This window comes from Pseudomonas sp. ICBG1301 (assembly GCF_016918385.1).
GTDB lineage: Bacteria > Pseudomonadota > Gammaproteobacteria > Pseudomonadales > Pseudomonadaceae > Aquipseudomonas > Aquipseudomonas palleroniana.
The window spans coordinates 449359-471623 of sequence record NZ_JAEKGB010000001.1 but is presented as its reverse complement, the minus strand read 5'-3'; the positions used below and the strand labels follow the sequence as shown (position 1 = coordinate 471623).

General features: G+C 60.6%; 24 protein-coding genes. 12 read left to right on the top strand and 12 right to left on the bottom strand.

Features of this window, described 5'->3' with window-relative positions; genetic code table 11:
* Positions 1–35: 35 nt before the first annotated feature.
* The 4 genes from JBE38_RS02165 (at position 36) to JBE38_RS02150 (ending at position 5043) form a co-directional block, all read left to right on the top strand.
* A complete protein-coding gene (locus tag JBE38_RS02165) occupies positions 36–1808 on the top strand; it encodes an N-acetylglutaminylglutamine amidotransferase (protein ID WP_205343452.1) in 1773 nt (590 codons plus the stop codon).
* A 3-nt stretch (positions 1809–1811) separates the two neighbouring features.
* A complete protein-coding gene (ngg, locus tag JBE38_RS02160) occupies positions 1812–3545 on the top strand; it encodes an N-acetylglutaminylglutamine synthetase (protein WP_205343451.1) in 1734 nt (577 codons plus the stop codon).
* Positions 3546–3568: 23 nt separating this feature from the next.
* Positions 3569–4753 carry an osmoprotectant NAGGN system M42 family peptidase gene (locus JBE38_RS02155; RefSeq protein WP_090369643.1) on the top strand — a complete coding sequence of 395 codons (1185 nt, stop codon included), beginning with the start codon at positions 3569–3571 and terminating at the stop codon, positions 4751–4753.
* Positions 4754–4815: 62 nt separating this feature from the next.
* Positions 4816–5043, top strand: coding sequence for a YheU family protein (locus tag JBE38_RS02150; protein WP_003192759.1), 228 nt, complete (start codon positions 4816–4818; stop codon positions 5041–5043).
* A gap of 7 nt (positions 5044–5050) precedes the next feature.
* On the opposite strand, the gene csrA is transcribed toward JBE38_RS02150, so the two are convergent.
* Together csrA and JBE38_RS02140 are read right to left on the bottom strand one after the other, a co-directional pair.
* On the bottom strand, positions 5051–5248 hold the full coding sequence (gene csrA / locus JBE38_RS02145) for a carbon storage regulator CsrA (RefSeq protein ID WP_060755941.1): 198 nt from the start codon (positions 5246–5248) through the stop codon (positions 5051–5053).
* 127 nt (positions 5249–5375) lie between these two features.
* Positions 5376–6191, bottom strand: coding sequence for an SDR family oxidoreductase (locus JBE38_RS02140; protein ID WP_205343450.1), 816 nt, complete (start codon positions 6189–6191; stop codon positions 5376–5378).
* A 327-nt stretch (positions 6192–6518) separates the two neighbouring features.
* Between JBE38_RS02140 and JBE38_RS02135 the strand changes: the two genes are divergently transcribed.
* Positions 6519–6671 (top strand): DUF3309 family protein, encoded by a 153-nt coding sequence (locus JBE38_RS02135; RefSeq protein ID WP_015885095.1) that lies wholly within the window; start codon positions 6519–6521, stop codon positions 6669–6671.
* Positions 6672–6727: 56 nt separating this feature from the next.
* Here the strand turns inward: JBE38_RS02135 and JBE38_RS02130 are convergent, their stop codons facing one another.
* The 5 genes from JBE38_RS02130 to JBE38_RS02110 form a co-directional block, all read right to left on the bottom strand.
* On the bottom strand, positions 6728–8818 hold the full coding sequence (locus tag JBE38_RS02130) for an LTA synthase family protein (RefSeq protein WP_205343449.1): 2091 nt from the start codon (positions 8816–8818) through the stop codon (positions 6728–6730).
* A 382-nt stretch (positions 8819–9200) separates the two neighbouring features.
* On the bottom strand, positions 9201–9392 hold the full coding sequence (locus tag JBE38_RS02125) for a PLDc N-terminal domain-containing protein (RefSeq protein ID WP_003172956.1): 192 nt from the start codon (positions 9390–9392) through the stop codon (positions 9201–9203).
* Between the two features lie 67 nt (positions 9393–9459).
* Entirely contained in the window at positions 9460–9990 is a 531-nt protein-coding gene (locus JBE38_RS02120; protein WP_060755944.1) for a hypothetical protein, read from the bottom strand.
* Between the two features lie 41 nt (positions 9991–10031).
* Complete coding sequence (locus tag JBE38_RS02115; RefSeq protein ID WP_060755945.1) at positions 10032–10547, bottom strand: ankyrin repeat domain-containing protein; 516 nt, start codon at positions 10545–10547, stop codon at positions 10032–10034.
* Positions 10548–10643: 96 nt separating this feature from the next.
* A complete protein-coding gene (locus tag JBE38_RS02110) occupies positions 10644–12470 on the bottom strand; it encodes a long-chain-acyl-CoA synthetase (protein ID WP_205343448.1) in 1827 nt (608 codons plus the stop codon).
* Between the two features lie 393 nt (positions 12471–12863).
* Between JBE38_RS02110 and JBE38_RS02105 the strand changes: the two genes are divergently transcribed.
* A complete protein-coding gene (locus JBE38_RS02105) occupies positions 12864–13142 on the top strand; it encodes a DUF3509 domain-containing protein (RefSeq protein ID WP_060755947.1) in 279 nt (92 codons plus the stop codon).
* 60 nt (positions 13143–13202) lie between these two features.
* Here JBE38_RS02105 and JBE38_RS02100 read toward each other — a convergent pair whose 3' ends face one another.
* The 4 genes from JBE38_RS02100 to aroC form a co-directional block, all read right to left on the bottom strand.
* A complete protein-coding gene (locus JBE38_RS02100) occupies positions 13203–13472 on the bottom strand; it encodes a response regulator transcription factor (protein WP_060755948.1) in 270 nt (89 codons plus the stop codon).
* Positions 13473–13679: 207 nt separating this feature from the next.
* Positions 13680–14210: a 1,2-dihydroxy-3-keto-5-methylthiopentene dioxygenase gene (locus tag JBE38_RS02095; protein ID WP_205343447.1), complete on the bottom strand. Its 531-nt coding sequence runs from the start codon at positions 14208–14210 to the stop codon at positions 13680–13682.
* Positions 14207–15370, bottom strand: coding sequence for an MFS transporter (locus tag JBE38_RS02090; RefSeq protein ID WP_205343446.1), 1164 nt, complete (start codon positions 15368–15370; stop codon positions 14207–14209). The genes JBE38_RS02095 and JBE38_RS02090 overlap by 4 nt, the downstream gene beginning before the upstream one ends.
* 73 nt (positions 15371–15443) lie before the next feature.
* Positions 15444–16535 carry a chorismate synthase gene (gene aroC / locus JBE38_RS02085; protein WP_060755951.1) on the bottom strand — a complete coding sequence of 364 codons (1092 nt, stop codon included), beginning with the start codon at positions 16533–16535 and terminating at the stop codon, positions 15444–15446.
* A 143-nt stretch (positions 16536–16678) separates the two neighbouring features.
* Here aroC and JBE38_RS02080 point away from each other — a divergent pair, with 143 nt between their 5' ends.
* Together JBE38_RS02080 and JBE38_RS02075 are read left to right on the top strand one after the other, a co-directional pair.
* Positions 16679–17641, top strand: a complete 963-nt coding sequence (locus JBE38_RS02080; RefSeq protein ID WP_090369623.1) for an alpha/beta hydrolase — start codon at positions 16679–16681, stop codon at positions 17639–17641.
* A gap of 99 nt (positions 17642–17740) precedes the next feature.
* On the top strand, positions 17741–18547 hold the full coding sequence (locus JBE38_RS02075; RefSeq protein WP_090369621.1) for a hypothetical protein: 807 nt from the start codon (positions 17741–17743) through the stop codon (positions 18545–18547).
* 75 nt (positions 18548–18622) lie between these two features.
* On the opposite strand, the gene prmB is transcribed toward JBE38_RS02075, so the two are convergent.
* Positions 18623–19531, bottom strand: a complete 909-nt coding sequence (gene prmB, locus JBE38_RS02070; protein ID WP_205343445.1) for a 50S ribosomal protein L3 N(5)-glutamine methyltransferase — start codon at positions 19529–19531, stop codon at positions 18623–18625.
* A 238-nt stretch (positions 19532–19769) separates the two neighbouring features.
* Here prmB and JBE38_RS02065 point away from each other — a divergent pair, with 238 nt between their 5' ends.
* From JBE38_RS02065 to JBE38_RS02050, 4 genes are all read left to right on the top strand, one after another.
* Positions 19770–20360 (top strand): cysteine hydrolase family protein, encoded by a 591-nt coding sequence (locus JBE38_RS02065; protein ID WP_060755955.1) that lies wholly within the window; start codon positions 19770–19772, stop codon positions 20358–20360.
* Positions 20361–20500: 140 nt separating this feature from the next.
* The gene (locus JBE38_RS02060; RefSeq protein WP_126870808.1) at positions 20501–20821 is read left to right on the top strand and encodes a hypothetical protein; all 321 of its coding nucleotides are present in this window, start codon (positions 20501–20503) and stop codon (positions 20819–20821) included.
* A gap of 75 nt (positions 20822–20896) precedes the next feature.
* Positions 20897–21454 carry a Smr/MutS family protein gene (locus JBE38_RS02055; RefSeq protein ID WP_205343444.1) on the top strand — a complete coding sequence of 186 codons (558 nt, stop codon included), beginning with the start codon at positions 20897–20899 and terminating at the stop codon, positions 21452–21454.
* A gap of 204 nt (positions 21455–21658) precedes the next feature.
* Complete coding sequence (locus JBE38_RS02050; RefSeq protein WP_060755958.1) at positions 21659–22039, top strand: DUF1090 family protein; 381 nt, start codon at positions 21659–21661, stop codon at positions 22037–22039.
* Positions 22040–22265: the final 226 nt, after the last annotated feature.

Sequence of the window (22265 nt, the reverse complement as noted above, 5' to 3'; positions counted from 1 at the left end):
TTAGTCTCCCCAACGGAAAAACCGGTAAGGAATTTATGTGTGGATTAGCTGGCGAGCTACGTTTTGATCATCAACCTGCCGACCTGGCAGCAATAGAACGCATCACCCATCACTTGGCCCCGCGCGGGCCGGATGCATGGGGCTTCCACGCCCAGGGCCCGATTGCGCTTGGCCACCGGCGCCTGAAAATCATGGACCTCTCGGACGGCTCGGCCCAACCGATGGTCGACGCCCATCTGGGCCTGTCCCTGGCCTTCAACGGCGCCATCTACAACTTCCCGGAACTCAGGGCAGAACTGGAAGCCCTGGGCTACGCCTTCTACTCCGGCGGCGACACCGAGGTGCTGCTCAAGGGCTATCACGCCTGGGGCGAAGCGCTGTTGCCCAAGCTCAATGGCATGTTTGCATTTGCCATTTGGGAGCGGGATGCCCAGCGCCTGTTTATTGCGCGTGACCGTCTCGGCGTGAAGCCGTTGTACCTGTCACGCAGCGGTCAGCGCTTGCGCTTTGCTTCGGCGTTGCCGGCACTGCTCAAGGGCGGTGACATCAACCCGATCCTTGACCCGGTGGCACTCAACCATTACCTGAATTTCCACGCCGTGGTGCCGGCGCCGCGTACCTTGCTGGCCGGCATTGAAAAGCTGCCACCGGCCAGCTGGATGCGCATCGACGCCAACGGCAAGACCGAGCAGAAAACCTGGTGGACCCTGCCCTACGGCCCGCGTGAGGATGAACGCAACCTCACCCTCGAAGACTGGACCGACCGCGTCCTCGACAGCACCCGCGAAGCCGTGGCGATCCGCCAACGTGCCGCCGTGGATGTCGGTGTGCTGCTCTCCGGCGGCGTCGACTCGAGCATGCTCGTCGGCCTGCTGCGCGAAGTCGGCGTAGAGGGCCTGTCGACCTTCTCCATCGGTTTTGAAGATGCAGGCGGCGAGCGTGGCGACGAGTTCCAGTACTCGGACCTGATCGCCCGGCACTACAACACCCGCCACCACCAGTTGCGCATCGCCGAAAGCGAGATTATCGAGCAACTGCCTGCGGCCTTCCGCGCCATGAGCGAGCCGATGGTCAGCCACGACTGCATCGCCTTCTACCTGCTGTCTCGGGAAGTGGCCAAGCATTGCAAAGTGGTGCAGAGCGGCCAGGGCGCCGATGAGTTGTTCGCCGGTTACCACTGGTATCCGCAGGTGGACGGCGCCAGCGATCCCTACAGCGCCTACCGCGAGGCGTTCTTCGACCGCAGCTACGACGACTACGCCGCCACCGTCGCCCCGAAATGGCTGACCGCCAACGACGCTGCGGGCGACTTCGTGCGCGAGCATTTCGCGATGCCGGGGGCGGATGCCGCAGTGGACAAGGCGCTGCGCCTGGACAGCACCGTGATGTTGGTGGACGACCCGGTCAAACGCGTCGACAACATGACCATGGCCTGGGGCCTGGAAGCGCGTACGCCGTTCCTGGACTACCGCCTGGTGGAACTGTCGGCTCGCGTGCCAGGCCAGTTCAAATTGCCCGATGGCGGCAAACAGGTGTTGAAAGAGGCGGCGCGCCGCGTCATCCCCAGCGAAGTCATCGACCGCAAGAAAGGTTACTTCCCGGTGCCGGGCCTCAAGCATTTGCAGGGTGACACCCTCAATTGGGTGCGCGACCTGCTGCTCGACCCCAGCCAGGACCGTGGCCTGTTCAACCCGGCCACACTCGACCGCCTGCTCACCGACCCGCAAGGTCAACTGACCCCGTTGCGCGGTTCAAAACTGTGGCAACTGGCGGCGCTGAACCTGTGGCTCAGCGAACAAGGAATCTGATCGATGAAACCCCATGCAGCGGCTTACAGCCAACGTTTGCTCAAGGGCCAGGCGCCGTCCTACGAACGCCTGCAAGCCCGACTGGCCGAGGATGGCAACCCGCACCACGCTGAACCGATTGCCGTACATTGCGGCTGGGGCCGGTTACTGATCGGCCATACGTTTCCCGACCCCGCCAGCCTGGCCGAAGAACTGCTCAAGGAGCAGCCTGGGGAGCGCGATATCGCGCTGTACGTGGCCGCGCCTCAGCAGATTCTCGGGCTCGACCCGCAACAATTGTTCCTCGACCCCTCCGACACCCTGCGCCTGTGGTTTACCGACTATCGCCCGGCCACCCGCGTATTTCGCGGCTTTCGCATACGCCGCGTACAGACCGATGCCGACTGGCAGGCGGTCAACCTGCTGTACCAGGGACGCGGCATGTTGCCCGTCGACGCGGCCCGTCTCACGCCCCGCCACCAAGGCGGCCCGGTGTATTGGTTGGCCGAAGACGAAGACAGCGGCGCGGTGATCGGCAGCGTGATGGGCCTCAATCATCAGAAAGCCTTTCACGACCCGGAACACGGCAGCAGCCTGTGGTGCCTGGCGGTCGACCCGCAGTGCACTCGCCCCGGCGTGGGTGAAGTACTTGTGCGCCACTTGGTCGAGCATTTCATGAGCCGTGGCCTGAGTTATCTCGACCTGTCGGTGCTGCACGATAACCGCCAGGCCAAGAACCTTTACACCAAGCTGGGTTTCAGGGCGCTGACCACGTTTGCGATCAAGCGCAAGAATGGCATCAACCAACCATTGTTTCTGGGGCCGGGTCCGCAGGCGCAATTCAACCCCTATGCACGGATCATCGTCGAAGAAGCCCATCGACGGGGCATCGATGTACAGGTCGATGATGCCGAGGCCGGCTTGTTCACCCTCAGCCATGGCGGGCGCCGTGTGCGCTGTCGTGAATCCCTCAGCGACCTGACCAGCGCGATCAGCATGACCTTGTGCCAGGACAAAAGCCTGACCCACAAAGTACTCAAGGCGGCGGGTTTGAACTTGCCGGCACAACAATTGGCTGGCAGTGCCGATGACAACCTCGAGTTTCTCGATGAGCACCAGCGCATCGTGGTCAAGCCGCTGGACGGCGAGCAAGGCCAGGGCGTGGCGGTGGACTTGCAGACCATCGAAGACGTGCAACAGGCCATCGAGGCGGCACGCCAGTTCGACAGCCGGGTGCTGCTGGAAAGCTTTCACCAGGGCCTGGACCTGCGCATTCTGGTGATCGGCTTTGAAGTGGTCGCCGCCGCGATCCGCCGCCCGGCCGAAGTCACCGGCGATGGTCACCACAGCATCCGCGCCTTGATCGAGGCCCAAAGCCGTCGCCGCCAAGCGGCCACCGATGGCGAAAGCAAGATCCCGCTCGATGGTGAAACCGAGCGCACACTGCATGCTGCCGGCTATGACTACGACAGCATCCTGCAACCTGGCCAGACCCTGGCGGTGCGCCGCACGGCCAACCTGCACACCGGTGGCTGCCTGGAAGATGTCACCGCGATCCTGCATCCCACCCTGGCGGATGCCGCGGTGCGAGCCGCCCGTGCCCTGGACATCCCAATGGTGGGCCTGGACCTGATGGTGCCCGCGGCAGACCAGCCCGAGTACGTGTTTATCGAAGCCAATGAGCGCGCCGGCCTGGCCAACCATGAGCCGCAACCCACTGCGCAAAAATTTGTGGACTTGCTGTTTCCCCACAGCTGAACGATCCGACCTTAGGAGTCTTTATGAGCCGAACCATCCCCGAACCGGATCTGAACTACCTGCAAAAAGTCCTCCTGGAAATGCTCGCCATTCCCAGCCCGACCGGATTTACCGACACCATCGTGCGCTACGTCGCCGAGCGCCTGGAAGAACTGGGCATTCCGTTCGAAATGACCCGGCGCGGCACCATTCGCGCCACCCTGAAGGGTCAGAAAAACAGCCCGGACCGCGCCGTCTCCGCGCACCTGGACACCATCGGTGCGGCGGTACGGGCGATCAAGGACAATGGTCGCCTGAGCCTCGCGCCGGTGGGGTGCTGGTCGAGCCGGTTTGCCGAAGGCAGCCGGGTCAGCCTGTTTACCGACAACGGTGTGATTCGCGGCAGTGTGTTGCCGCTGATGGCTTCCGGACACGCCTTCAACACCGCAGTGGATGAAATGCCGGTGAGTTGGGACCATGTGGAACTGCGCCTGGACGCCTACTGCGCCACGCGCGCCGACTGCGATTCGCTGGGCATCAGCGTGGGCGACTATGTGGCCTTCGACCCGTTGCCCGAATTCACCGAGAGCGGGCATATCAGCGCCCGCCACCTGGACGATAAAGCCGGCGTCGCGGCCTTGCTCGCCGCCCTCAAGGCCATCGTCGACAGTGGCGAACCGTTGCTGATCGACTGTCACCCGCTGTTCACCATCACCGAAGAAACCGGCAGTGGCGCGGCGGCCGCCCTACCCTGGGATGTCAGTGAATTCGTGGGGATCGACATCGCGCCGGTCGCACCCGGCCAGCACTCCAGCGAGCACGCCGTAAGCGTGGCGATGCAGGACTCCGGTGGGCCCTATGACTATCACCTGTCTCGCCACCTGCTGCGCCTGGCCAATGACAACGAGCTACCGGTACGCCGCGACTTGTTCCGTTACTACTTCAGCGATGCCCACTCGGCCGTCACCGCCGGCCACGACATCCGCACCGCCCTGCTGGCCTTCGGCTGCGACGCCACCCACGGCTACGAACGTACGCACATCGACAGCCTGGCCGCGCTCAGCCGCCTGTTGGGCGCCTATATTCTCAGCCCGCCGGTATTCGCCAGCGATGCACAGCCGGCCCAGGGCTCTCTGGACAGGTTCAGCCATCAGCTGGAACACGAGACGCAGATGGAGAGCGACACTCGCGTGCCGTCGGTGGACAGCCTGGTCGGTCAGAAGTCCTGACGCTGCTGGTAACCAGGGCCCCGGCGCAGTAGGATCGCCGGGACCCTACCTCTGAGGCTTGTATGCTGATTCCCTATGATGCACTTGAAGTCGATACCCTGACCCGGCTCATCGAAGACTTCGTCACCCGCGACGGCACCGACAATGGCGACGACACGCCGCTGGAAACCCGCGTACTGCGCGTACGCCAAGCCCTGACCAAGGGCCAGGCGCTGATCGTATTCGACCCCGAGAGCGAGCAATGCCAGTTGATGCTCAAGCACGATGTGCCCAAGCATCTGTTCGACTGAGGACGTTTCAGGGGTTGGTGGCGGTGTGGGGTTGGGCTGCCTGGCGTTCGAGTATCTTCTGGTAGACCTCGGCACGGTGCACCTTGACGCCCACGGGCGCCGCGATACCGAATTTTACCTGGGTACCGTTCAGTTCGAGGATATGCAAAGCGATGTCATCGCCGATGGAGATGATTTCGCCTATGGCGCGGCTTAAGACCAGCATGGCGGTTGTCCTTTTGGAGTGACAGGACCTTGACCATGCGCGCTTGAATAGGGCCCAGCAATGGCTTGCGGTCAAATCAGGCACTACCTACATCAACAGGTAATTTGCCTGACAGACCGCACGCTAATCAGCCCTTAACGGCTTGCGCCCTGGCCCGCATCTTGTCGGCCATCAGCGTCATTTCGTCGTAGAGCAATTGCGGGTTCTTTTGCTTCAAGGCCCAGGCCATCCGCCCCTGCTCATGGGGCAGAATCATGAATTCACCTGCGGCCACGCGCTGGTAGATGTAATCGGCAATGTCTGCCGCCGAGATCGGCGAGCTTTCCAGCAACTTGCCCACCTGCGCCTTCATCGCCGGGGTCGGCCCCCGGAAAGAGTCGAGCAGGTTGGTCTGGAAAAACGACGGGCACACCACATGCACACCCACTTCCTGCTGCTTGAGTTCCACCAGCAGGCTTTCCGACAGCGCCACCACACCGGCCTTGGCCACGTTGTAGTTGCTCATCGCCGGCCCCTGCATCAGCGCCGCCATCGAGGCGATGTTGATGATCCGGCCCTTGCTCTTCTCCAACAGCGGCAGGAACGCCTTGCATCCCTTGACCACGCCCATCAGATTGATTGCAATCTGCCAGTCCCAATCCTCCAGGGACAATTCGGCGAAGAAGCCGCCCGACGCGACCCCGGCATTATTGACGATGACATCAATGCCGCCGAGCTTCACCTCGCACGCTTGGGCAAGCGCCGTGAGCTGGCTGTAGTCACGCACATCACAGCGCTGGGTGAAGCCATCACCACCGGCCTCGCGCACCTGCTTGAGGGTTTCCTGCAAGCCCGGCTCGCTGACATCCGACAAGGCCAACTGCCAACCTTCACGGGCCCAGCGCAGAGCGATTTCACGACCCAGCCCGGACCCGGCGCCAGTGATCATCATGCGATTTTGCATAGAGAAGTTGCCTTGTGTTCTCGGAAGTAGTGCTCGGCAGTGTAGCGAAGGTTTTTCGCGTACCCACGCACCATCCAATTGATGAATGCCTCGGGCAAACCGGCGAGCGGGTACGAGGCTGGCTTATCGGGTAAGTTCAATCTTTTTCAACTAAGCCTGGCTATTTGCGAGCGCATTAAAAGAAATAAGAAAGTTTGCAAAATGCTTTAAAGAAACAGGGAATTTTCTTTAAAGGGGCACAGTCGGAGTTATCAAGGCGTCCGTGAACAACTGGCGGGCCTCTCGTTAAACAACCGGTCTTTACCCAAGGCCAATAAGGAAGAAAACATGAGCCTCATTCTGATCATTATCCTGATCCTGCTGTTGGTCGGCGGCTTGCCGGTGTTCCCTCACTCGCGTAATTGGGGCTATGGCCCATCGGGTATCCTGGGTGTCGTGCTGGTCGTTCTGCTGGTGTTGCTGTTGCTCGGTCGCATATAAGCGCCGCCCAAAAAAAGAGGCCTCATATAGAGGCCTCTTTTTTTATTGCCGGTTAATTAGTCCGGCTTGCCATCCACCACACCTGCCGTGTTATCCAGCAGGCTCTTGGTTGCGGTTTGCAGGAACGATTCAAGCTTCTGCTTCAACGCCGCCTCATCCGGCGAATCCGGAATGACTTTGCCGGTCGGGTTTTCGCCCAACTCGTATTGCCACAGCTTCGGTGGCATTTCCTTAGGCAATACCAGCACGCGGTCGTCGGTGAGCAAGGCGACGGTCTGGTCGCTGCCCGATGGCTTGATCACGCCGAAGCCTTTGTCGCCTTCCGGCAGGTTCAGCAAGTCACGGCCCCAGCACTGGTGCAGGGTATCACCGCCGAGGCGGCCCATGATGGTCGGCACGATGTCGATCTGGGTGCCCACGGTGTGGTCACGCACGCCGAACTTCTCCTGCATGCCCGGTGCAATCATCAGCATCGGCACGTTGAAGCGGCCCAGGTCCATCTCGGTGATCTGCTGTTCGTTACCAAAACCGTGGTCGCCCACGACTACGAACAGGGTTTCCTTGAAGTACGGCTCTTTACGGGCTTTTTCAAAGAACTGGCCCAAGGCCCAGTCGGAGTAACGCATGGCGGTCAAATGCTCGTTGAGGCTGCCACGGTCGGTGACTTTCTCTACCGGCAATGGCGTCGGCAACGCGTACGGCGTGTGGTTGGACAGGGTTTGCAGCAGTGCGTAGAACGGCTTGCCGCCTTCGCGGGCTTTCAACTCTTCCAGGCCACGGTTGAACATGTCCTGGTCGGACACGCCCCAGGTCGGGTCGGAGAACACCGGGTTGACGAAGTCGTTACGCCCGATGAAGTTAGTCATGCCCTGGTTGCTGAAGAAGCCCGACTGGTTGTCCCAGGCGAAATCGCCGTTGTAGACATACACGTCGTCAAACTTGCGGGCGCTGAGCAACTGCGGCAGGCCCGATAGCTTGTGGCTGCCTTCGGGTGTCTGCATCAGGTATTCGAAGCCCGGCAGGTTCGGGAAGCAGGCCATGGTGGCGAACATACCCTGGTGGGTGTGGGTGCCGTTGGAGAAGAAGCGGTCGAACAGCAAGCCTTCCTTGGACAGTTTGTCGAAGTACGGCGTGATATTGCCCGGACGACCCAAGGCGCCTACCGAGTGACCGGCAAAGCTCTCCATCAGGATCACCACGACGTTCTTGATCGGCAGGGTCTTCTCGGCCGGTGGCGTGAAGTCACGGCGCACGGCGGCGCTGGCGGTGTCTACCAGCTTCTCATGGGCCGGCAGCAGCAACATGTCGCGCACGGTCCGGGTCGCCAGCGGCTGGTCCAGGGTAGCTTTCCAGATGTTGGTACGCTCTTCGGAGAAACGCGCCTTGGCGGCGGCAATCAGCGACAGGGTGCCGTTCAAACCCAGCTGGTTGGCGAAATTCGAGTCGGTGGTGTAGACATCCCCCCAACGCAGCGGCGGGCCCTGGCGCAGGGTGCCGCGAATGGCGACGGTAGCGATCAGCAGGCAGACCACGAACACCGCAATACGGGTGTACCACGGCGCCACCTGGCGCGTGCCGATGCTGCCGCCGCTGAACGGGCCACGGGGGCGCGTTGCGCGGTCGGCACCTTTAAAGGCCATGCTCAGGATCAGCGTACCCACGGCCCAGGCCAGCAGATAACGCACCACCGGGAAACCGTACCAGAGCATGCTCATCACGGTTTTCGGGTCTTCCTTCACGTATTGGAAGACCAGGCCGTTGAGGCGCTGGTGGAATTCGCGGTAGAAGTCCATTTCCATCAGGCCCAGGAACAGGGCAATGCTGGACGCGACGGTCAGCCACAAACGGAAGAACCCCCGCGCCGCCATGGCTCGCACGCTGAACAACGCCAGCAGCAGCGGCACCAGCGCATACATCACAAAGCGGATGTCGAAGCGCGTACCGTTGGCGAACGCTTCGAGGAAGGTCGAGGCCGGCGTGTCGAGGATCATCTCACGGTTGTAGACCAGCAGCGCCAGGCGCAGCAGGGAGAACATCACCATCATGACCAGTGCGCAAAGCAGTGTGTACGCCAGATGGGATTTGACGGTCGGTTGCAGCAGGCGATTTGAAGCTCGCTGCTGATTCAGGGCGTCCGGGTTTGCCATGTCGTTTCAGGACCCATTGGAAGTTTAAGTTTCGAAGTAATGCAGTGGCGCGAATGGTGCCCGATCAACGGCGGCAAGGCTATTAATTACTGAACGCGCACCACTGCCCCACCGTGAATGGCACTCGAAATAGAGCCTTTGGATGGGAAATGAAGCCGGCGAATTGTCTTGGATGAGATGTGAAAATTTCGTGCACCGAATATTTCGACACACAAATCTCCCAACTACTGGGAAAGCAAATGTGGGAGGGGGCTTGCTCCCGATGGCGGTGTAACAGTCAACGAATGTGTTAACTGAAACACCGCCATCGGGAGCAAGCCACCTCTCACATTATTCACTGTAGCCATATATGGACTGTGGCCACTCCCAATGGAGTGACTTGTCAGATCCGCACGTTGCCGCGCGGCCCGGCAATTGCCCAGATGATCAGGCCCAATACCGGCAGCAACAGGATCAACAAGATCCACAGCACTTTGGCGCCCGTGCTCGCGCCGCTTTTGAACACGTTGATGATCGCCCAGATATCCAGCGCCAGAATGATCAGGCCGATCAGGCCATTAAAAGTGGAACCCATGGTGTCGCTCCTAAGTGAGGGCATGCACTTGTAGGATAGTCAGCCCTGGCAGGGGTTCCGTTTTATTTCAGACGTGTACGGCAACGCGCAGAGCTTCCAGGGACGGCTCGGCCTTGATCCCCACTTGCGCGCACAGTTCCAGCACCCGTGGCAGGTCGTTGCCGTACACCAGCACCGCCTGGATTTCGTCATCGAGCAATTGGCTGAAATTCATCAGCACGTAACCGCCCTCTTCCTGGCTGAGGGCACTCATCTGGATCTGAATGCGGTTCAGCGCGGTGAGATCGTCGGTCTTGGCCAGTTGCTTGGGTTTGAGGTTGAACGCCACGCCCGGACCGAACGAGGCAACGATCTGCGCAAACAGGTCGCCGTAGGTGTCAGCCTGGAAAAGTGCAGTCTCCGGCAAGCTGCCGACCACCACCCACTCACCCAACGGGATAGGAAACGTATCGTCGTAGTTGATATCCGGGTTGGCGGCCAGAAAAGCCACAGGGTCGGCGTAGGCCTGGGCCGCCTCGTTGGCGATGCGCGCCACTTCGTCCTCGCCCATGACGCCGGCGCTGATTTTGCTGATGAGTTCGACGAGGGCGGTTTTCATGGGCGGATCCTGTGGCGGGCGGGTTTTCGAGGGCGCGTAGCCTACACCAGTTTCTGCAACTGCGCCGCCGTGTCCACCGCCCCCATGGTCTGCGCCGCCGCCAGCGCGGTCGCGCCCTGGGCATCGACCGCCTTGGGGTCAGCGCCCTGGCCGAGCAGGTAATCGACCATTTCAACGCGATTGAACATCGCCGCCATCATCAACGCCGTGCGGCCGTCCGAGGACGCGGCATCCACTGGCGTGCCGCCTTCGATCAGCGCCTTGACCACCGGCAGGTTGCCCTTGAACGCTGCGCCGGCGATCGGCAGTTGGTTCTTGTCATTGGCGATCTGCGGGTCAGCCTTGAATTCCAGCAGCACCTTAACCGCCTCGGCATGACCATGGTAGGCCGCGAGCATCAGCAACGTGTCGCCGTTATGGTTGCGAAAGTTGGCCGGCAAGCCTTTCGCCAGCAACGCCGCGAGCATGGCGGCATCGCCTTTGCGGGCCACATCGAAGACCTGTTCGGCAAATTCGGCGGCTTCGTCTTCGGTCATTTGTTTGGCGTGGTCTGACATGCGAGGGCTCCATAAGGGGTGCTGTATAGGGTGCCAGTGTGGCGGCTGAGTTCCTCACGGTCATGGCTTTTTTGTCAAAAGCCCTCATAGGCAGAATCAATAGCGGAACTGGCCACCCTGAATCTGCGCCAGCAATTGCCCGGTCATCGGCACGTAGCAGTCCGAACCCGGCAGCCACGCGTAGACAGGATCATTGCCCGACTTGCCAGGGTCGAAGGCCTCTTCCTTGAGCTTGACCTTCTGGTATTTGAAAGTGCCGGTGGTTTCCATCTGCACCTTGATCCGCAGGAACAACGGTACTGCATAGTGTGGCAACTGGCCGTGGGCGAATTGCAGCAACTCACGCATATCCAATGACGCCAAGGACTCGCTGGGCGTGATCGCGACCATGCCCGCACGGCCATTGGTGTTTTCGATCTCGACGCCGTAGGCCACCACTTCGGCGATCTGCGGGTGCTGCAGCAGCACGTTCTCCACTTCGGTGGTCGACACATTTTCGCCCTTCCAGCGATAGGTATCGCCGAGGCGGTCGACGAATTGCGCATGGCCGAAGCCGATACTGCGCAACAAGTCACCCGTGTTGAAATAGCGGTCACCCTTCTCGAACACGTCGGTGAGCACCACCTTGCGGTTCTTCTCCGGGTCGGTGTAGCCGTCGAAGGGCGACTTTTCATCGATCCTGGCCAGCAGCAACCCCTGCCCGCCCGTTTGCACCTTGCGCATCAAGCCGTCGTGGCCACGCAGCGGCTCGCCCGAGTCGTGGGCGTAGTCCACCAGCGCCCAGTGCTGCAGGCAAAAACCGATGGTATTGTCGAAATTCAAGACATTGGTGAAGCCGATGTTGCCATCACTGGCGGCATAGAGTTCACAGACATGCTCAACCCCGTAGCGTTGCTTGAACTGCGCCCACACCCCCGGACGCAGGCCATTGCCAACCATCTTGGTCACCCGATTGTCGCGGTCTTGCGCGCTGGGCGGCTGGTCGAGCAGGTAACGGCACAGCTCACCGACATAGCCCAGGGTGGTTGCGTTGAATTTGCGTGCATCGTCCCAGAACTGGCTGGCGCTGAATTTGCGGCGAATGGCGAACCCCGACGCCCCGACGATCGCCGAACCCCAGCACACACACAAGCCGGTGCCGTGATACAGCGGCAAGGTGCAATACAGGACGTCGTCCGTGCCCATGTCCAGGGCAATGCTGCCGAAGCTGACGGCGGTTTTGGTCCAGCGCCCGTGTTTCATGATCCCGGCCTTGGGCAAACCGGTGGTCCCGGAGGTGTAGATATAGAAGCAGGGATCGTTGCAGAAGATGTGCCCGGTGCTGTCGGGGTTGTCCACCGAACAGCCGACGCTGGCGGCCATCAGGTCAACATAACCATCCGGTACCGCGCTCGTGGCTTGATCCGCGACAAACCAGGTCCTGGCCGCTTCGATCGCTACCTGATTACGCACCGCCGTGTGAGCGGCCACCAACTCTGCGCCCACCACGATCGCCACCGGGTTTACCAGGTTCAGGCTGTGCACCAGCGTCGCCTGGGTTTGGGACGTATTGAGCATGGCGCAAACCCCGCCCAGCTTGGCCACGGCCAGCACGGTCAGGAGCAATTCGGGACGGTTTTCGATAAACACGGCAACCACATCCCCCTTGGCGACGCCCTGGGCGCGCAGGTGGTGCGCAATACGGTTGGCGCGCTGGTTGGTTTCGCTGTAACTGAGCACACTGTCGCCGTACAACAGTGCGGCGCCGTGTGGATTGCGCAGCACCGCCTGTTCGAAATGCCAACCGAGCCCGCAAGGCTGTCGGGGGTCAGTGACATTCGCCGCACGCATGCCCCGCACCACCCGTGGCAGGGCTCGAACGATGGCAGGCACCTTACGCAGCATCATGCTCCAGGTGATCATGTCGTCTTGCTGATGGCTCATGGCGGACGTCCTTTTTCTTATTCTTGGTCTGACCCACAACAACGCTGCTCCTGTAGGCAGGAGCCCAAACGTCTTGCAGGAAAATACGCCAGCGATTCTGTGGGTGTACACGCAGGATTTGAAAAGTTTTGTATCCCGGCCAGGCAAGACACAAAAACGGAATTTTGCGGCGAGCCAGCAGTCATTAACCGCAAGCGCAGTACGAAATGTTCGGCCTCGATAACGCAAAATGCAGGATGCACGATGGCCATTCATGCAAATTGCACGAAACCGAAAATCTAGAAATTTTATAACTTATTGATTTATAAAGGCTTTTTAAGCATTTCAATACTGGCACAATCACTGCACCTATCACTCCATGCTTGCCCACTTGAGCCAACGGAGCTGATAGATATGAGCCTGATCCAAGACAAATTCGCCTCTGTATTCTCCCAATACGAAGTCACCACTCAGCCGCGTCCCGATGGCGGTATCCTGTTGACCCTGCGCAACAGCGAAGGCAAACAGGTCAAGCGTTCGATTTCCTATCAGCAACTGCACACCGCCGATCAACTGACTTGGGTGATCAGCGCTATTCGCCGTGACCTGGCCGAACAAGCCAGTGAGCTACCGCAGATTTCGATGCTGCAAAGCCAGAACCGCTTTGCCCTGCCGACTTACCATTCGGCATAAACCCCACGTATACAAAAGGGCCGCGACGCCATCCAGCGTCGCGGCCCTTTTTGCTGTGCGTCAGCATAAGCCCTGGCGGGCGGCTTCGTTCATCGCCTGTACCCGGTTGGTCACGTCCAACTTGCCATAGATGTTGCGCAGGTGGAATTTCACCGTCGCTTCGGAAGTGGCGCGGATCTGGCTGATCTCCCACACCGTCTTGCCCTCCGAGGCCCAGCGCAGGATCTCCAGTTCCGCTGGGGTCAAAGGTTTGCCGGACAAACTCATGCGCTTTCTGATCGCCGTCGGCAGGCTGACCAGCGGGTGACCTGACTTGACGGGGCCACTCATTGCTCTCTCCTTTGGTTTACAGAATCCTTGTCACCCTTCGGATTCCTCCTATTGACAGGCGACATAAACATCGAATCTGGAGAGAGTTACATAACGAATGGAATGAAAGCGCAGAACACAAAATAAACAGTCAAACCTTACAAGCAATTAAGCTTGTTCCCACAGCAATTTCAAACTTACCGGGGTTGAACATTCAAATACTGGTGGTTAGTCATCCAACCCTGGAAAAAGACGTGCAAGGGTGTCACCGGTAAAATCAGGCACTTGCCCTTCAACCGTGTTGAACAAGCGCAGCGTCACACAGTGCGGGTTGTCCCCCATGTCGAACCAATGGGGCAGGCCGGCGGGGATCACCAGCAGGTCATTTTTTTCACAGCGCACGCCGTACACGTAGTCGCCAATGTGCAGGCTGAACAGGCCTTGGCCCGCGATGAAGAAACGCGCTTCATCTTCGCTGTAACGGCGCTCGTCAAGGAACTGGGCGCGCAACTCATCCTTCTGTGGGTGGTCACGGGTCACGCTGGCCACCTCTGCGGCCGCATAGCCCAGGGTGTCGATCTGCGGCTGATAGGCCGCGATCATGGCCGTGTCGCTGGCGCCCTTTTCAATGACGACAGGCTGCCAGCGCTCAAACCGCACGCCGTGTTCAGCCAGGGTCGAGCGGATATCGTCAAAGTGGGTCAACACCTTGTTCGGGGTATCGGGTGTGGCGACGGGGTAGACGGCTACATAACTCATTGCACGGTTCCTTGGTTCGGCTCTTGCAATCGAAGGCCCATGATAACGGCAGCGGCCAGGGCTGCGACGCTGGCAATACTAAAGGTGAAGGTCGGCCCCAACAGGTTCCAGCTGTAACCGGAGTACAGGGCGCCGACCGCCCCGCCCGTGCCGGCCAAGGCTGCGTACAATGCCTGGCCCTGGCCTTGCTGGCGGTCGCCGAAGCTGCGTTGCACAAAGGCAATCGCCGCGGCATGAAAACTGCCGAACGTGGCGGCGTGCATCACTTGCGCCAGCAACAGCACCCAGAAAAACTCAGCCAGTGTCCCCAGCAGCAACCAGCGCAGCGCTGCCAACAGGAAACTGGCCAGCAGCACCCGGCGTACCGAAAAGCGCGCGAGGATGCGGCTCATGGCCAGGAACATCAGTACTTCGGCGACCACCCCCATCGCCCACAGCAGGCCGATCACACCTCGGCTGTAGCCCAAGTGTTCAAGGTGCAGCGTGAGGAAGGTGTAATACGGCCCGTGGCTCATTTGCATCAAGGCCACGCAGAGATAAAACGCCAGCACCCTGGGACTGCGCAATTGCCTGAGAAACCCGTCACCGGCCAGGCGGTTGCCCTGGGCGGCTGGCTGCGCGTTGGGCACCCACAGGCTGGCGCCGATGATGCCGGCCATGATCACCACGACCACTACCGGGTAAATATCCAGGCTCAGCCAGTCGAACAGGCGCCCCATGATGACCACGGTCAAGATGAAGCCGATGGAGCCCCACAGGCGGATCTGACTGTAACGCGAGGTCTGTTTTTGCAGGTGGGCCAGGGTGATCACTTCAAACTGCGGCAGTACCGCGTGCCAGAAGAACGCATGCAGCGCCATCACCATGGCCAGCCAGGCGTAGGTCTTGCTGACGAATATCAGTGAAAAGCTCGCCAGGGTGCACACCGCGCCAAACCGCACGATGGCCAGCCGCCGGCCACTGTAGTCGCCGAGCCAGCCCCACAGGTTCGGCGCCACGCAGCGCATCAACATGGGGATGGCCACCAATTCGCCGATCCGTGCGCTGGGGAACCCCAGGTGATCGAAGTACAACGCCAGGAATGGCGCCGTCGCCCCAAGCAGGGCGAAATAGAACAGGTAGAAGCTGGAGAGGCGCCAGTATGGGAGGACGGGACTCATGCGTAGGGCTGCTTCGCGGCCCAGCGCGAGCAAGCTCGCTCGCCACAGGAAGCTCGCTCAACAGCATTGGACGTCACAGCTGGCCCAGCACCGGGGTACTCACCTGTACATCGGCGTTCTGCCCACGATTGCGCAGCAGGTGGTCCATCAGCACGATGGCCATCATCGCCTCGGCGATCGGTGTGGCGCGGATGCCCACGCACGGGTCATGACGGCCCTTGGTGATCACGTCCACCGGGTTGCCGTGCACGTCGATCGAACGGCCAGGCGTGGTGATGCTCGATGTGGCCTTGAGCGCCAGATGCGCAACAATCGGCTGGCCGGAAGAAATACCGCCGAGGATGCCGCCTGCGTTGTTGCTCAGGAAACCTTGCGGCGTCAGTTCATCACGATGCTCGGTGCCGCGCTGGGATACGCAGGCGAAACCGGCGCCGATTTCCACGCCCTTCACCGCGTTGATGCTCATCAGGGCGTGGGCCAGCTCAGCGTCCAGGCGGTCGAAGATCGGCTCGCCCAGGCCTGGCTTGACGCCCTCGGCGACCACGGTGATCCGGGCGCCGACGGAGTCCTGATCGCGGCGCAACTGGTCCATGTAGGCTTCCAGTTCCGGCACCTTGTCCGGGTCGGGGCTGAAGAAGGCGTTGTCTTCAACGCTGTCCCAGGTCTTGAACGGGATTTCGATCGGGCCCAGTTGGCTCATGTAGCCACGGATGACGATGCCCTGGGTGGCCAGGTATTTCTTGGCGATGGCACCGGCCGCCACGCGCATTGCGGTTTCGCGGGCCGAGCTGCGGCCACCGCCGCGGTAGTCGCGTTCGCCGTATTTGTGATGGTAGGTGTAGTCGGCGTGGGCCGGGCGGAACAGATCCTTGATCGCCGAGTAGTCCTTGGACTTCTGGTCGGTGTTGCGGATCAACAGGCCGATGGCGCAACCGGTGGTGCGGCCTTCGAAGACGCCGGAAAGGATTTCGACTTCGTCGGGCTCTTGACGCTGGGTGGTGTGACGGCTGGTGCCGGGCTTGCGGCGGTCCAGGTCACGCTGCAAGTCCTCCAGGGACAGCTCGAGGCCAGGCGGGCAGCCGTCGACAATGGCGACCAACGCCGGGCCATGGCTTTCGCCCGCGGTGGTGACAGTGAACAGCTTGCCGAAGGTATTGCCGGACATGCAGGGCGCTCCGTGAAATCAGTTGAATCAAGTCAACCGTAATAACTTAAGGCGGCCAGTATACGCAGGCTATCGGACTAGTTCATCCTCGAAACCTTACCGGTAGACATTGGTCCAACCGGCACCTTCCTGATAATGGCGCGATGATGCTACGAGTTTTGCTTTTGACCCTCACCCTGTTTTCCAGCCTTGGCTTCGCCGCCTCCCCTGTCGTGCTGCAACGGCCTATCAGCCTGGACACCGGCAGCGGCGAGTTATTCGGTTCGCTCCTGCTGCCCAAATCCGACAAGCCGGTGCCGGTGGTACTGATCATCGCCGGCTCCGGCCCCACTGACCGCAACGGCAACAGCGCCGACGGCGCACGCAACGACAGCCTCAAGCGCCTGGCCTGGGTGCTGGCCCGCAATAACATTGCCAGCGTGCGCTACGACAAGCGCGGGGTGGCCGCCAGCCTCGCCGCAACCCCGGACGAGCGCAACCTGACCCTCGACGCCTATGTGGCCGACGCCGTGGCCTGGGGCAAGCTGCTCAAGCACGACACCCGCCTGGGCCCGCTGATCGTGCTGGGCCATAGCGAAGGTGCACTGGTAGCCGCCCTCGCCGCGCCGCAACTTGACCCGGCGGGCGTCATTTCCCTCTCCGGCAGCGCCCGGCCGGTAGACCAGGTGATTCGCCAGCAACTGGCCAACCATCTACCTCCGGCCCTGCTGCTGCGCAGTAATGAGATCCTCGATCACCTCAAGGCCGGTCAAGTGGATGCCGATGTGCCTCGCCCGCTGGAAGGTATTTTCCGACCCAGCGTGCAGCCTTACCTGATCAGCCTGTTCCGCGCCGATCCTTCGGCCGCGTTCGCCAGATTGAAGATGCCGGCGCTGATCATCCAGGGCACCCACGACATTCAGGTCGGCGTCGCCGATGCCCAACTGTTGAAAAAAGCCAAGCCGGACGCGCAACTCACGGTAATCGAGGGGATGAACCACGTGATGCGCATCATCCCCAAGGATGTAAAGGAACAACTGGAGTCCTACAACGACCCGCAACTGCCCCTCGCGGCCGAGCTGGGCCAGCGCATCGTGCGCTTTATCGACGGACTTGGGCCCCGTTAAGCGACTATTTGCCTCCAGTCCTGAAGAACGCGGCCGATAAGCCCAGAGTCGACAGTAAAAAGACTGCCGACTCGCAAGGCTTGGACAGGATCGCGCCGCATGACAACCACCGAAGCTACACCAGAACCTACCGCCGACACCCCGGCTGAAAAAACCGAGGCCGTCGAGGCGGCGGCGCTGCCGTGGGCGGACGTACAGGCCGAACATTTCAAGATGCTGCGCCTGGCGCCGCTGACCACGGACCGCGCGACCGGCGCACGGCCCTTGCGCTTTGTGCAGTTCGGTTATGCCGAGCGCCACGACAAACATCGCAGCCTGTTGCGCATGGTCATCCAGTTGCCGGCGCAACGCGTGCGCCGTGAGCAGAACCACCTGGATATCTGGGTCGATCACGATACCCACCGCGTGCACTTCGGCCCGGGCAACAGCCTGGAAATCGAACCGGCCAACCGTGGCCTCGGCCGTTTCCTGGTCGCCCAGGGCGCGGCATGGGCCAAAAAGAAGTGGTCACACTACCGCGTCGACGGCGTGGACCTGGCCAACAAAGACGCCCTGAATGAAGCCACGCGCCTGCGCCGTGATCATTTCCTGCGCATCCAGGGTTTTGACGTGGCCTACGCCGACGTACAGCACCTCAAAGGCAACGTGCAGCCGAGCAAAGTCAGCGAAGTACTCGACAGCTGGAACACCGAGAAGGTGCAGTTCGTGGAGATTCTCGAGGCCGCACAGATGCTGCAACAGGCCGAGCACAACCTGGCCGAGCATGAAGTGAAGTTGCGCAAGGAAGAGGAGAAGGTCACCAAGTTCAAGCGTGAGGACAGCGGGTTGCGCTTCACCATCACTTGCCTGGTTGCGTTTACCGTGTTTCAGGCAGGCTTGCTGATCTGGATTGCCACGCACCGCTGACAGCGGGATGAAATGCAATAAACAGTGGGAGGGGACTTTCCCCCTCCCACATTGATCGGGTTCACACTGACCGGCTTAGACCCTGGCAGCAAACACTGCCTGATGCGCCCGGCACTGTTCTGCCGTGAGCATGAATACGCCGTGGCCACCGCGCTGGAACTCCAGCCAGGCGAAGTCCACTTCCGGGTACAACGCCTCGACGTGCACCTGGCTGTTGCCGACCTCGACGATCAGCAAGCCCTTCTCGGTCAAGTGGTCCGCCGCCTCGGCCAGCATGCGCCGCACCAGGTTCAAGCCATCATCACCGCAAGCCAGGCCCAGCTCCGGCTCGTGCTGGTATTCCTCCGGCATGTCGGCAAAATCTTCAGCATCCACATACGGTGGGTTGGACACGATCAGGTCGAACCGCTGACCCGGCAGGCCGTCAAAACCATCCCCTTGCACGGTGTAGACACGCTCATCGACGCCATGGCGCTCGATGTTCTGGTTGGCGACTTCCAATGCCTCAAAAGACAAGTCGGCCAACACCACCTCGGCCTCCTGGAATTCATAAGCACAAGCAATACCAATGCAGCCGGAGCCCGTACACAGGTCGAGAATGCGCGCCGGTGGCTGGGCTAACCAGGGTTCGAAGCGGTTTTCGATCAGTTCGCCGATCGGCGAGCGCGGGATCAACACGCGCTCGTCGACGATAAACGACAGGCCACAGAACCAAGCCTCTTTCAGCAGGTAAGCCGTGGGTAGACGCTCGTGGATGCGGCGATGCAACAAACGCTGCACATGGGAGATTTCCTCTTCTTCGAGGTTGCAGTCCAGGTAGCTGTCGGCAATTTCCCAGGGCAGGTGCAAGGCGCCGAGCACCAATTGCCGGGCTTCGTCCCAGGCATTGTCGGTGCCATGACCGAAAAACAGATCTTCCCCATGGAAACGGCTGACAGCCCAACGGATATGGTCGCGCAAAGTGCGCAGGCGGGATGTAATCACGGGGCAGACTCCTGGAAAAAACGACTGGCGATTCTAACAGCCTTCGCCTGTCCCTTCGATGTACGAAAACACCTCACCACCCGTCGGATTTCATCCCATTTGCCATCATTGGACTCAACAAGCCACCCTCTTGACATCGCTGCACGTCAACAACGGCGTACCTTACGATGGTAGCGATTCACAGAACCGCTCAGCCAGTGGACAATGTCACAAAAGCCCCCCTCACAGGAGCCCCAGAATGTCCGTTCCAAAGACGATGTTTCAACTCAGCGGTCGTGGTTATGCAGCAGCCAACCTGAATCATGCGACCCTCGTGATCATCGACGCCCAAAAGGAATACCTCAGCGGTCCGCTTGCCCTCTCCGGCATGGATGCAGCCGTCAGTCATATCAAGCAACTGGTGTCATCAGCCCGCAACGCCGGGCGCCCGATCGTGCATGTGCGCCACCTGGGTACAGTCGGCGGCCTCTTTGACCCGCAAGGCGAGCGCGGCGAATTCATTCCGGGCCTGGAACCGCTCGGTGACGAAACCGTTATCGGCAAGCTGTTGCCCAGCGCCTTCCACGGGACCGGCCTGGAAAAACACCTGCAGGACCTCGGCTCCCTGGACTTGATCGTCTGCGGTTTCATGAGCCACTCCAGCGTCAGCACCACCGTGCGCGCCGCCAAGAACCTGGGCTTTCGCTGCACCCTGGTGGAAGACGCCTGCGCCACCCGCGACCTGCCTTACAAAGGTGGCGTCCTGAGTGCCGAGCACGTGCAACAGACCGAAATGGCCATCATGGCCGACAACTTTGCGACCTTGGCGTTGACCAAAGATCTGATCTGATCGACATCTGATGAGCGGCGTGGCGTATTAATCGCCCCGCTCATCCGCAATGCCCTCTCATTTGGCGCATTTACCTCTCTCCCAGGAACAAGTTGTGTATCTTCCGGTCGAAGGGCCGATACCCTGGAGGAAAGGTCGGAATGAAGATATCCGATGGTTTTGATGCTCGTCGCTTGCGCCCCAAGGGCCCGAGCAACTGGCGTCTGCGCCTGGTCGCCGGCTTTGCCGCGCTGGTGGCGATAGTAGGTCTGCTGTTGGCCGGCGCTGGTGGTGCCGGTTTGTCGGGGCACTCACCCGCCCTGGGTGAGCTGAATACCAGCCCTGGCGGTTCGGCCATTTTGTTGGTGGCCGGCCTGTTGGTACTGTGGTTGGGCGTGTGGTTGTGGCGTCGCAGCCGTCGACGGATGCGCCAACCCTTGTCTCTGAACATCGCTGCACACCTGATGAAAAAGCACGACTGATGGCGCTTGGATAGCGTTTCCTGCGCCCTGGCCGCCGCGATTTAGGTAAACTGCCCGCCCTTCGCGGAGGCCGACATGCAAGACGACGATTTTTCCCTGTTCCAAAACGAGCTGCGCGGCGTCAAGCCGATCAAGCACGACCGCGCCGACACCGGCAAACCCAAGGCCGACCGGGCGCAGATTGCCAAGTTGCGCCAGGCCGCGACTGTGCGCACCGATGCCACTACCGTCGACGGTCTGTCTGACCAGTTCGTGATCGATGTCGGCCCCGAAGACGAGTTGATGTGGGCCCGCGACGGCGTGCAGGAAAGCCAGATGCGCAAGCTCAAGGTCGGGCAGATCCCGTTCGAAGGCAGCCTTGACCTGCACGGCATGAACGTCGAAAAAGCCCGCGAAACCCTCTGGGCCTTCCTGGCCGAAGCGACTAAATTCGAAATCCGTTGCGTGCGCGTCACCCACGGCAAGGCGGTGCGGCTCGACGGCAAGCGTCCGATGATCAAGAGCCACGTCAACACCTGGCTGCGCCAGCACCCCCAAGTACTCGGTTTTACCTCATGCCAGGCCCGCCATGGCGGCGCCGGCGCGGTGTATGTGATGCTCAAGCGCACCATGATGGAAGGGCGCGACGAGTAACCGGATACGGCGAAAACCCTGAGTTGTTCGTTTTTCGTAGCGGCCGGATAACGTGAAAGGCCGCACATTTACGAAAATCGAATGTTGAAGCTCAAAAATTGACCAAATAGTATTTCGCTCCAACCGAGCGCTCACCTTATGGATATCGTCCTGCACCCGCTCGGTGCCCAGGCTTGTGCGGACGATTAAACATTGAGGTTTGCCATGCGTCTTTCCAAGCTCGCTCCATCCGCAGCACTGCTGAGTCTGATCTGCCTCCCCATCCATGCCGCTGACTTGACCGCACTGACGGGCGCGCTCTCTTCTGCTCTGGGTGGAGCAAACACCAACAACAACACCAACAACGCCAGTATCGCCTCCTGCCAGCAACAGATCCGCGACCTGCAGGCGAACCTCAACGCGGCGAATGCCAAGGGCGATACGTTGCGCGCCAGCGCGTTTCAAGCCGCGCTGACACAGACAAACAAAACCTGCAGCAATACCGGCTATAACGCCCAAGCCCAAGTGAACACCGACCCACAGCGACAGCAAAACGTGAATAAGGCCGCCGATGCGATCAATGCCATCGGCGGCCTTTTCAAATAAGCCCTGAGTCATCTGAAAAGCCCGCGATTGCGGGCTTTTTTTCAACTGCAAACTGGCTGGTCACGAGCAGCAGGTGCGTCACGCTACCGCACCGAAAAACGGGCATCCGGACGCATGCAGAAGGGGTTTTCGGACCGACAAACCCTGCACGCGGCGCTCGTCGCATTGAAGGGCAATACAACTGCCGCCACACTTACGCTACCATGTGCCCAATGGCAGGTATGAA

Bases quoted from the DNA above. Each gene is read 5' to 3' on its own strand.
- JBE38_RS02165 (WP_205343452.1), top strand. From the start codon at position 36: ATGTGTGGATTAGCTGGCGAGCTACGTTTTGATCATCAACCTGCCGAC.
- ngg (WP_205343451.1), top strand. From the start codon at position 1,812: ATGAAACCCCATGCAGCGGCTTACAGCCAACGTTTGCTCAAGGGCCAG.
- JBE38_RS02155 (WP_090369643.1), top strand. From the start codon at position 3,569: ATGAGCCGAACCATCCCCGAACCGGATCTGAACTACCTGCAAAAAGTC.
- JBE38_RS02150 (WP_003192759.1), top strand. From the start codon at position 4,816: ATGCTGATTCCCTATGATGCACTTGAAGTCGATACCCTGACCCGGCTC.
- csrA (WP_060755941.1), bottom strand. From the start codon at position 5,248: ATGCTGGTCTTAAGCCGCGCCATAGGCGAAATCATCTCCATCGGCGAT.
- JBE38_RS02140 (WP_205343450.1), bottom strand. From the start codon at position 6,191: ATGCAAAATCGCATGATGATCACTGGCGCCGGGTCCGGGCTGGGTCGT.
- JBE38_RS02135 (WP_015885095.1), top strand. From the start codon at position 6,519: ATGAGCCTCATTCTGATCATTATCCTGATCCTGCTGTTGGTCGGCGGC.
- JBE38_RS02130 (WP_205343449.1), bottom strand. From the start codon at position 8,818: ATGGCAAACCCGGACGCCCTGAATCAGCAGCGAGCTTCAAATCGCCTG.
- JBE38_RS02125 (WP_003172956.1), bottom strand. From the start codon at position 9,392: ATGGGTTCCACTTTTAATGGCCTGATCGGCCTGATCATTCTGGCGCTG.
- JBE38_RS02120 (WP_060755944.1), bottom strand. From the start codon at position 9,990: ATGAAAACCGCCCTCGTCGAACTCATCAGCAAAATCAGCGCCGGCGTC.
- JBE38_RS02115 (WP_060755945.1), bottom strand. From the start codon at position 10,547: ATGTCAGACCACGCCAAACAAATGACCGAAGACGAAGCCGCCGAATTT.
- JBE38_RS02110 (WP_205343448.1), bottom strand. From the start codon at position 12,470: ATGAGCCATCAGCAAGACGACATGATCACCTGGAGCATGATGCTGCGT.
- JBE38_RS02105 (WP_060755947.1), top strand. From the start codon at position 12,864: ATGAGCCTGATCCAAGACAAATTCGCCTCTGTATTCTCCCAATACGAA.
- JBE38_RS02100 (WP_060755948.1), bottom strand. From the start codon at position 13,472: ATGAGTGGCCCCGTCAAGTCAGGTCACCCGCTGGTCAGCCTGCCGACG.
- JBE38_RS02095 (WP_205343447.1), bottom strand. From the start codon at position 14,210: ATGAGTTATGTAGCCGTCTACCCCGTCGCCACACCCGATACCCCGAAC.
- JBE38_RS02090 (WP_205343446.1), bottom strand. From the start codon at position 15,370: ATGAGTCCCGTCCTCCCATACTGGCGCCTCTCCAGCTTCTACCTGTTC.
- aroC (WP_060755951.1), bottom strand. From the start codon at position 16,535: ATGTCCGGCAATACCTTCGGCAAGCTGTTCACTGTCACCACCGCGGGC.
- JBE38_RS02080 (WP_090369623.1), top strand. From the start codon at position 16,679: ATGATGCTACGAGTTTTGCTTTTGACCCTCACCCTGTTTTCCAGCCTT.
- JBE38_RS02075 (WP_090369621.1), top strand. From the start codon at position 17,741: ATGACAACCACCGAAGCTACACCAGAACCTACCGCCGACACCCCGGCT.
- JBE38_RS02065 (WP_060755955.1), top strand. From the start codon at position 19,770: ATGTCCGTTCCAAAGACGATGTTTCAACTCAGCGGTCGTGGTTATGCA.
- JBE38_RS02060 (WP_126870808.1), top strand. From the start codon at position 20,501: ATGAAGATATCCGATGGTTTTGATGCTCGTCGCTTGCGCCCCAAGGGC.
- JBE38_RS02055 (WP_205343444.1), top strand. From the start codon at position 20,897: ATGCAAGACGACGATTTTTCCCTGTTCCAAAACGAGCTGCGCGGCGTC.
- JBE38_RS02050 (WP_060755958.1), top strand. From the start codon at position 21,659: ATGCGTCTTTCCAAGCTCGCTCCATCCGCAGCACTGCTGAGTCTGATC.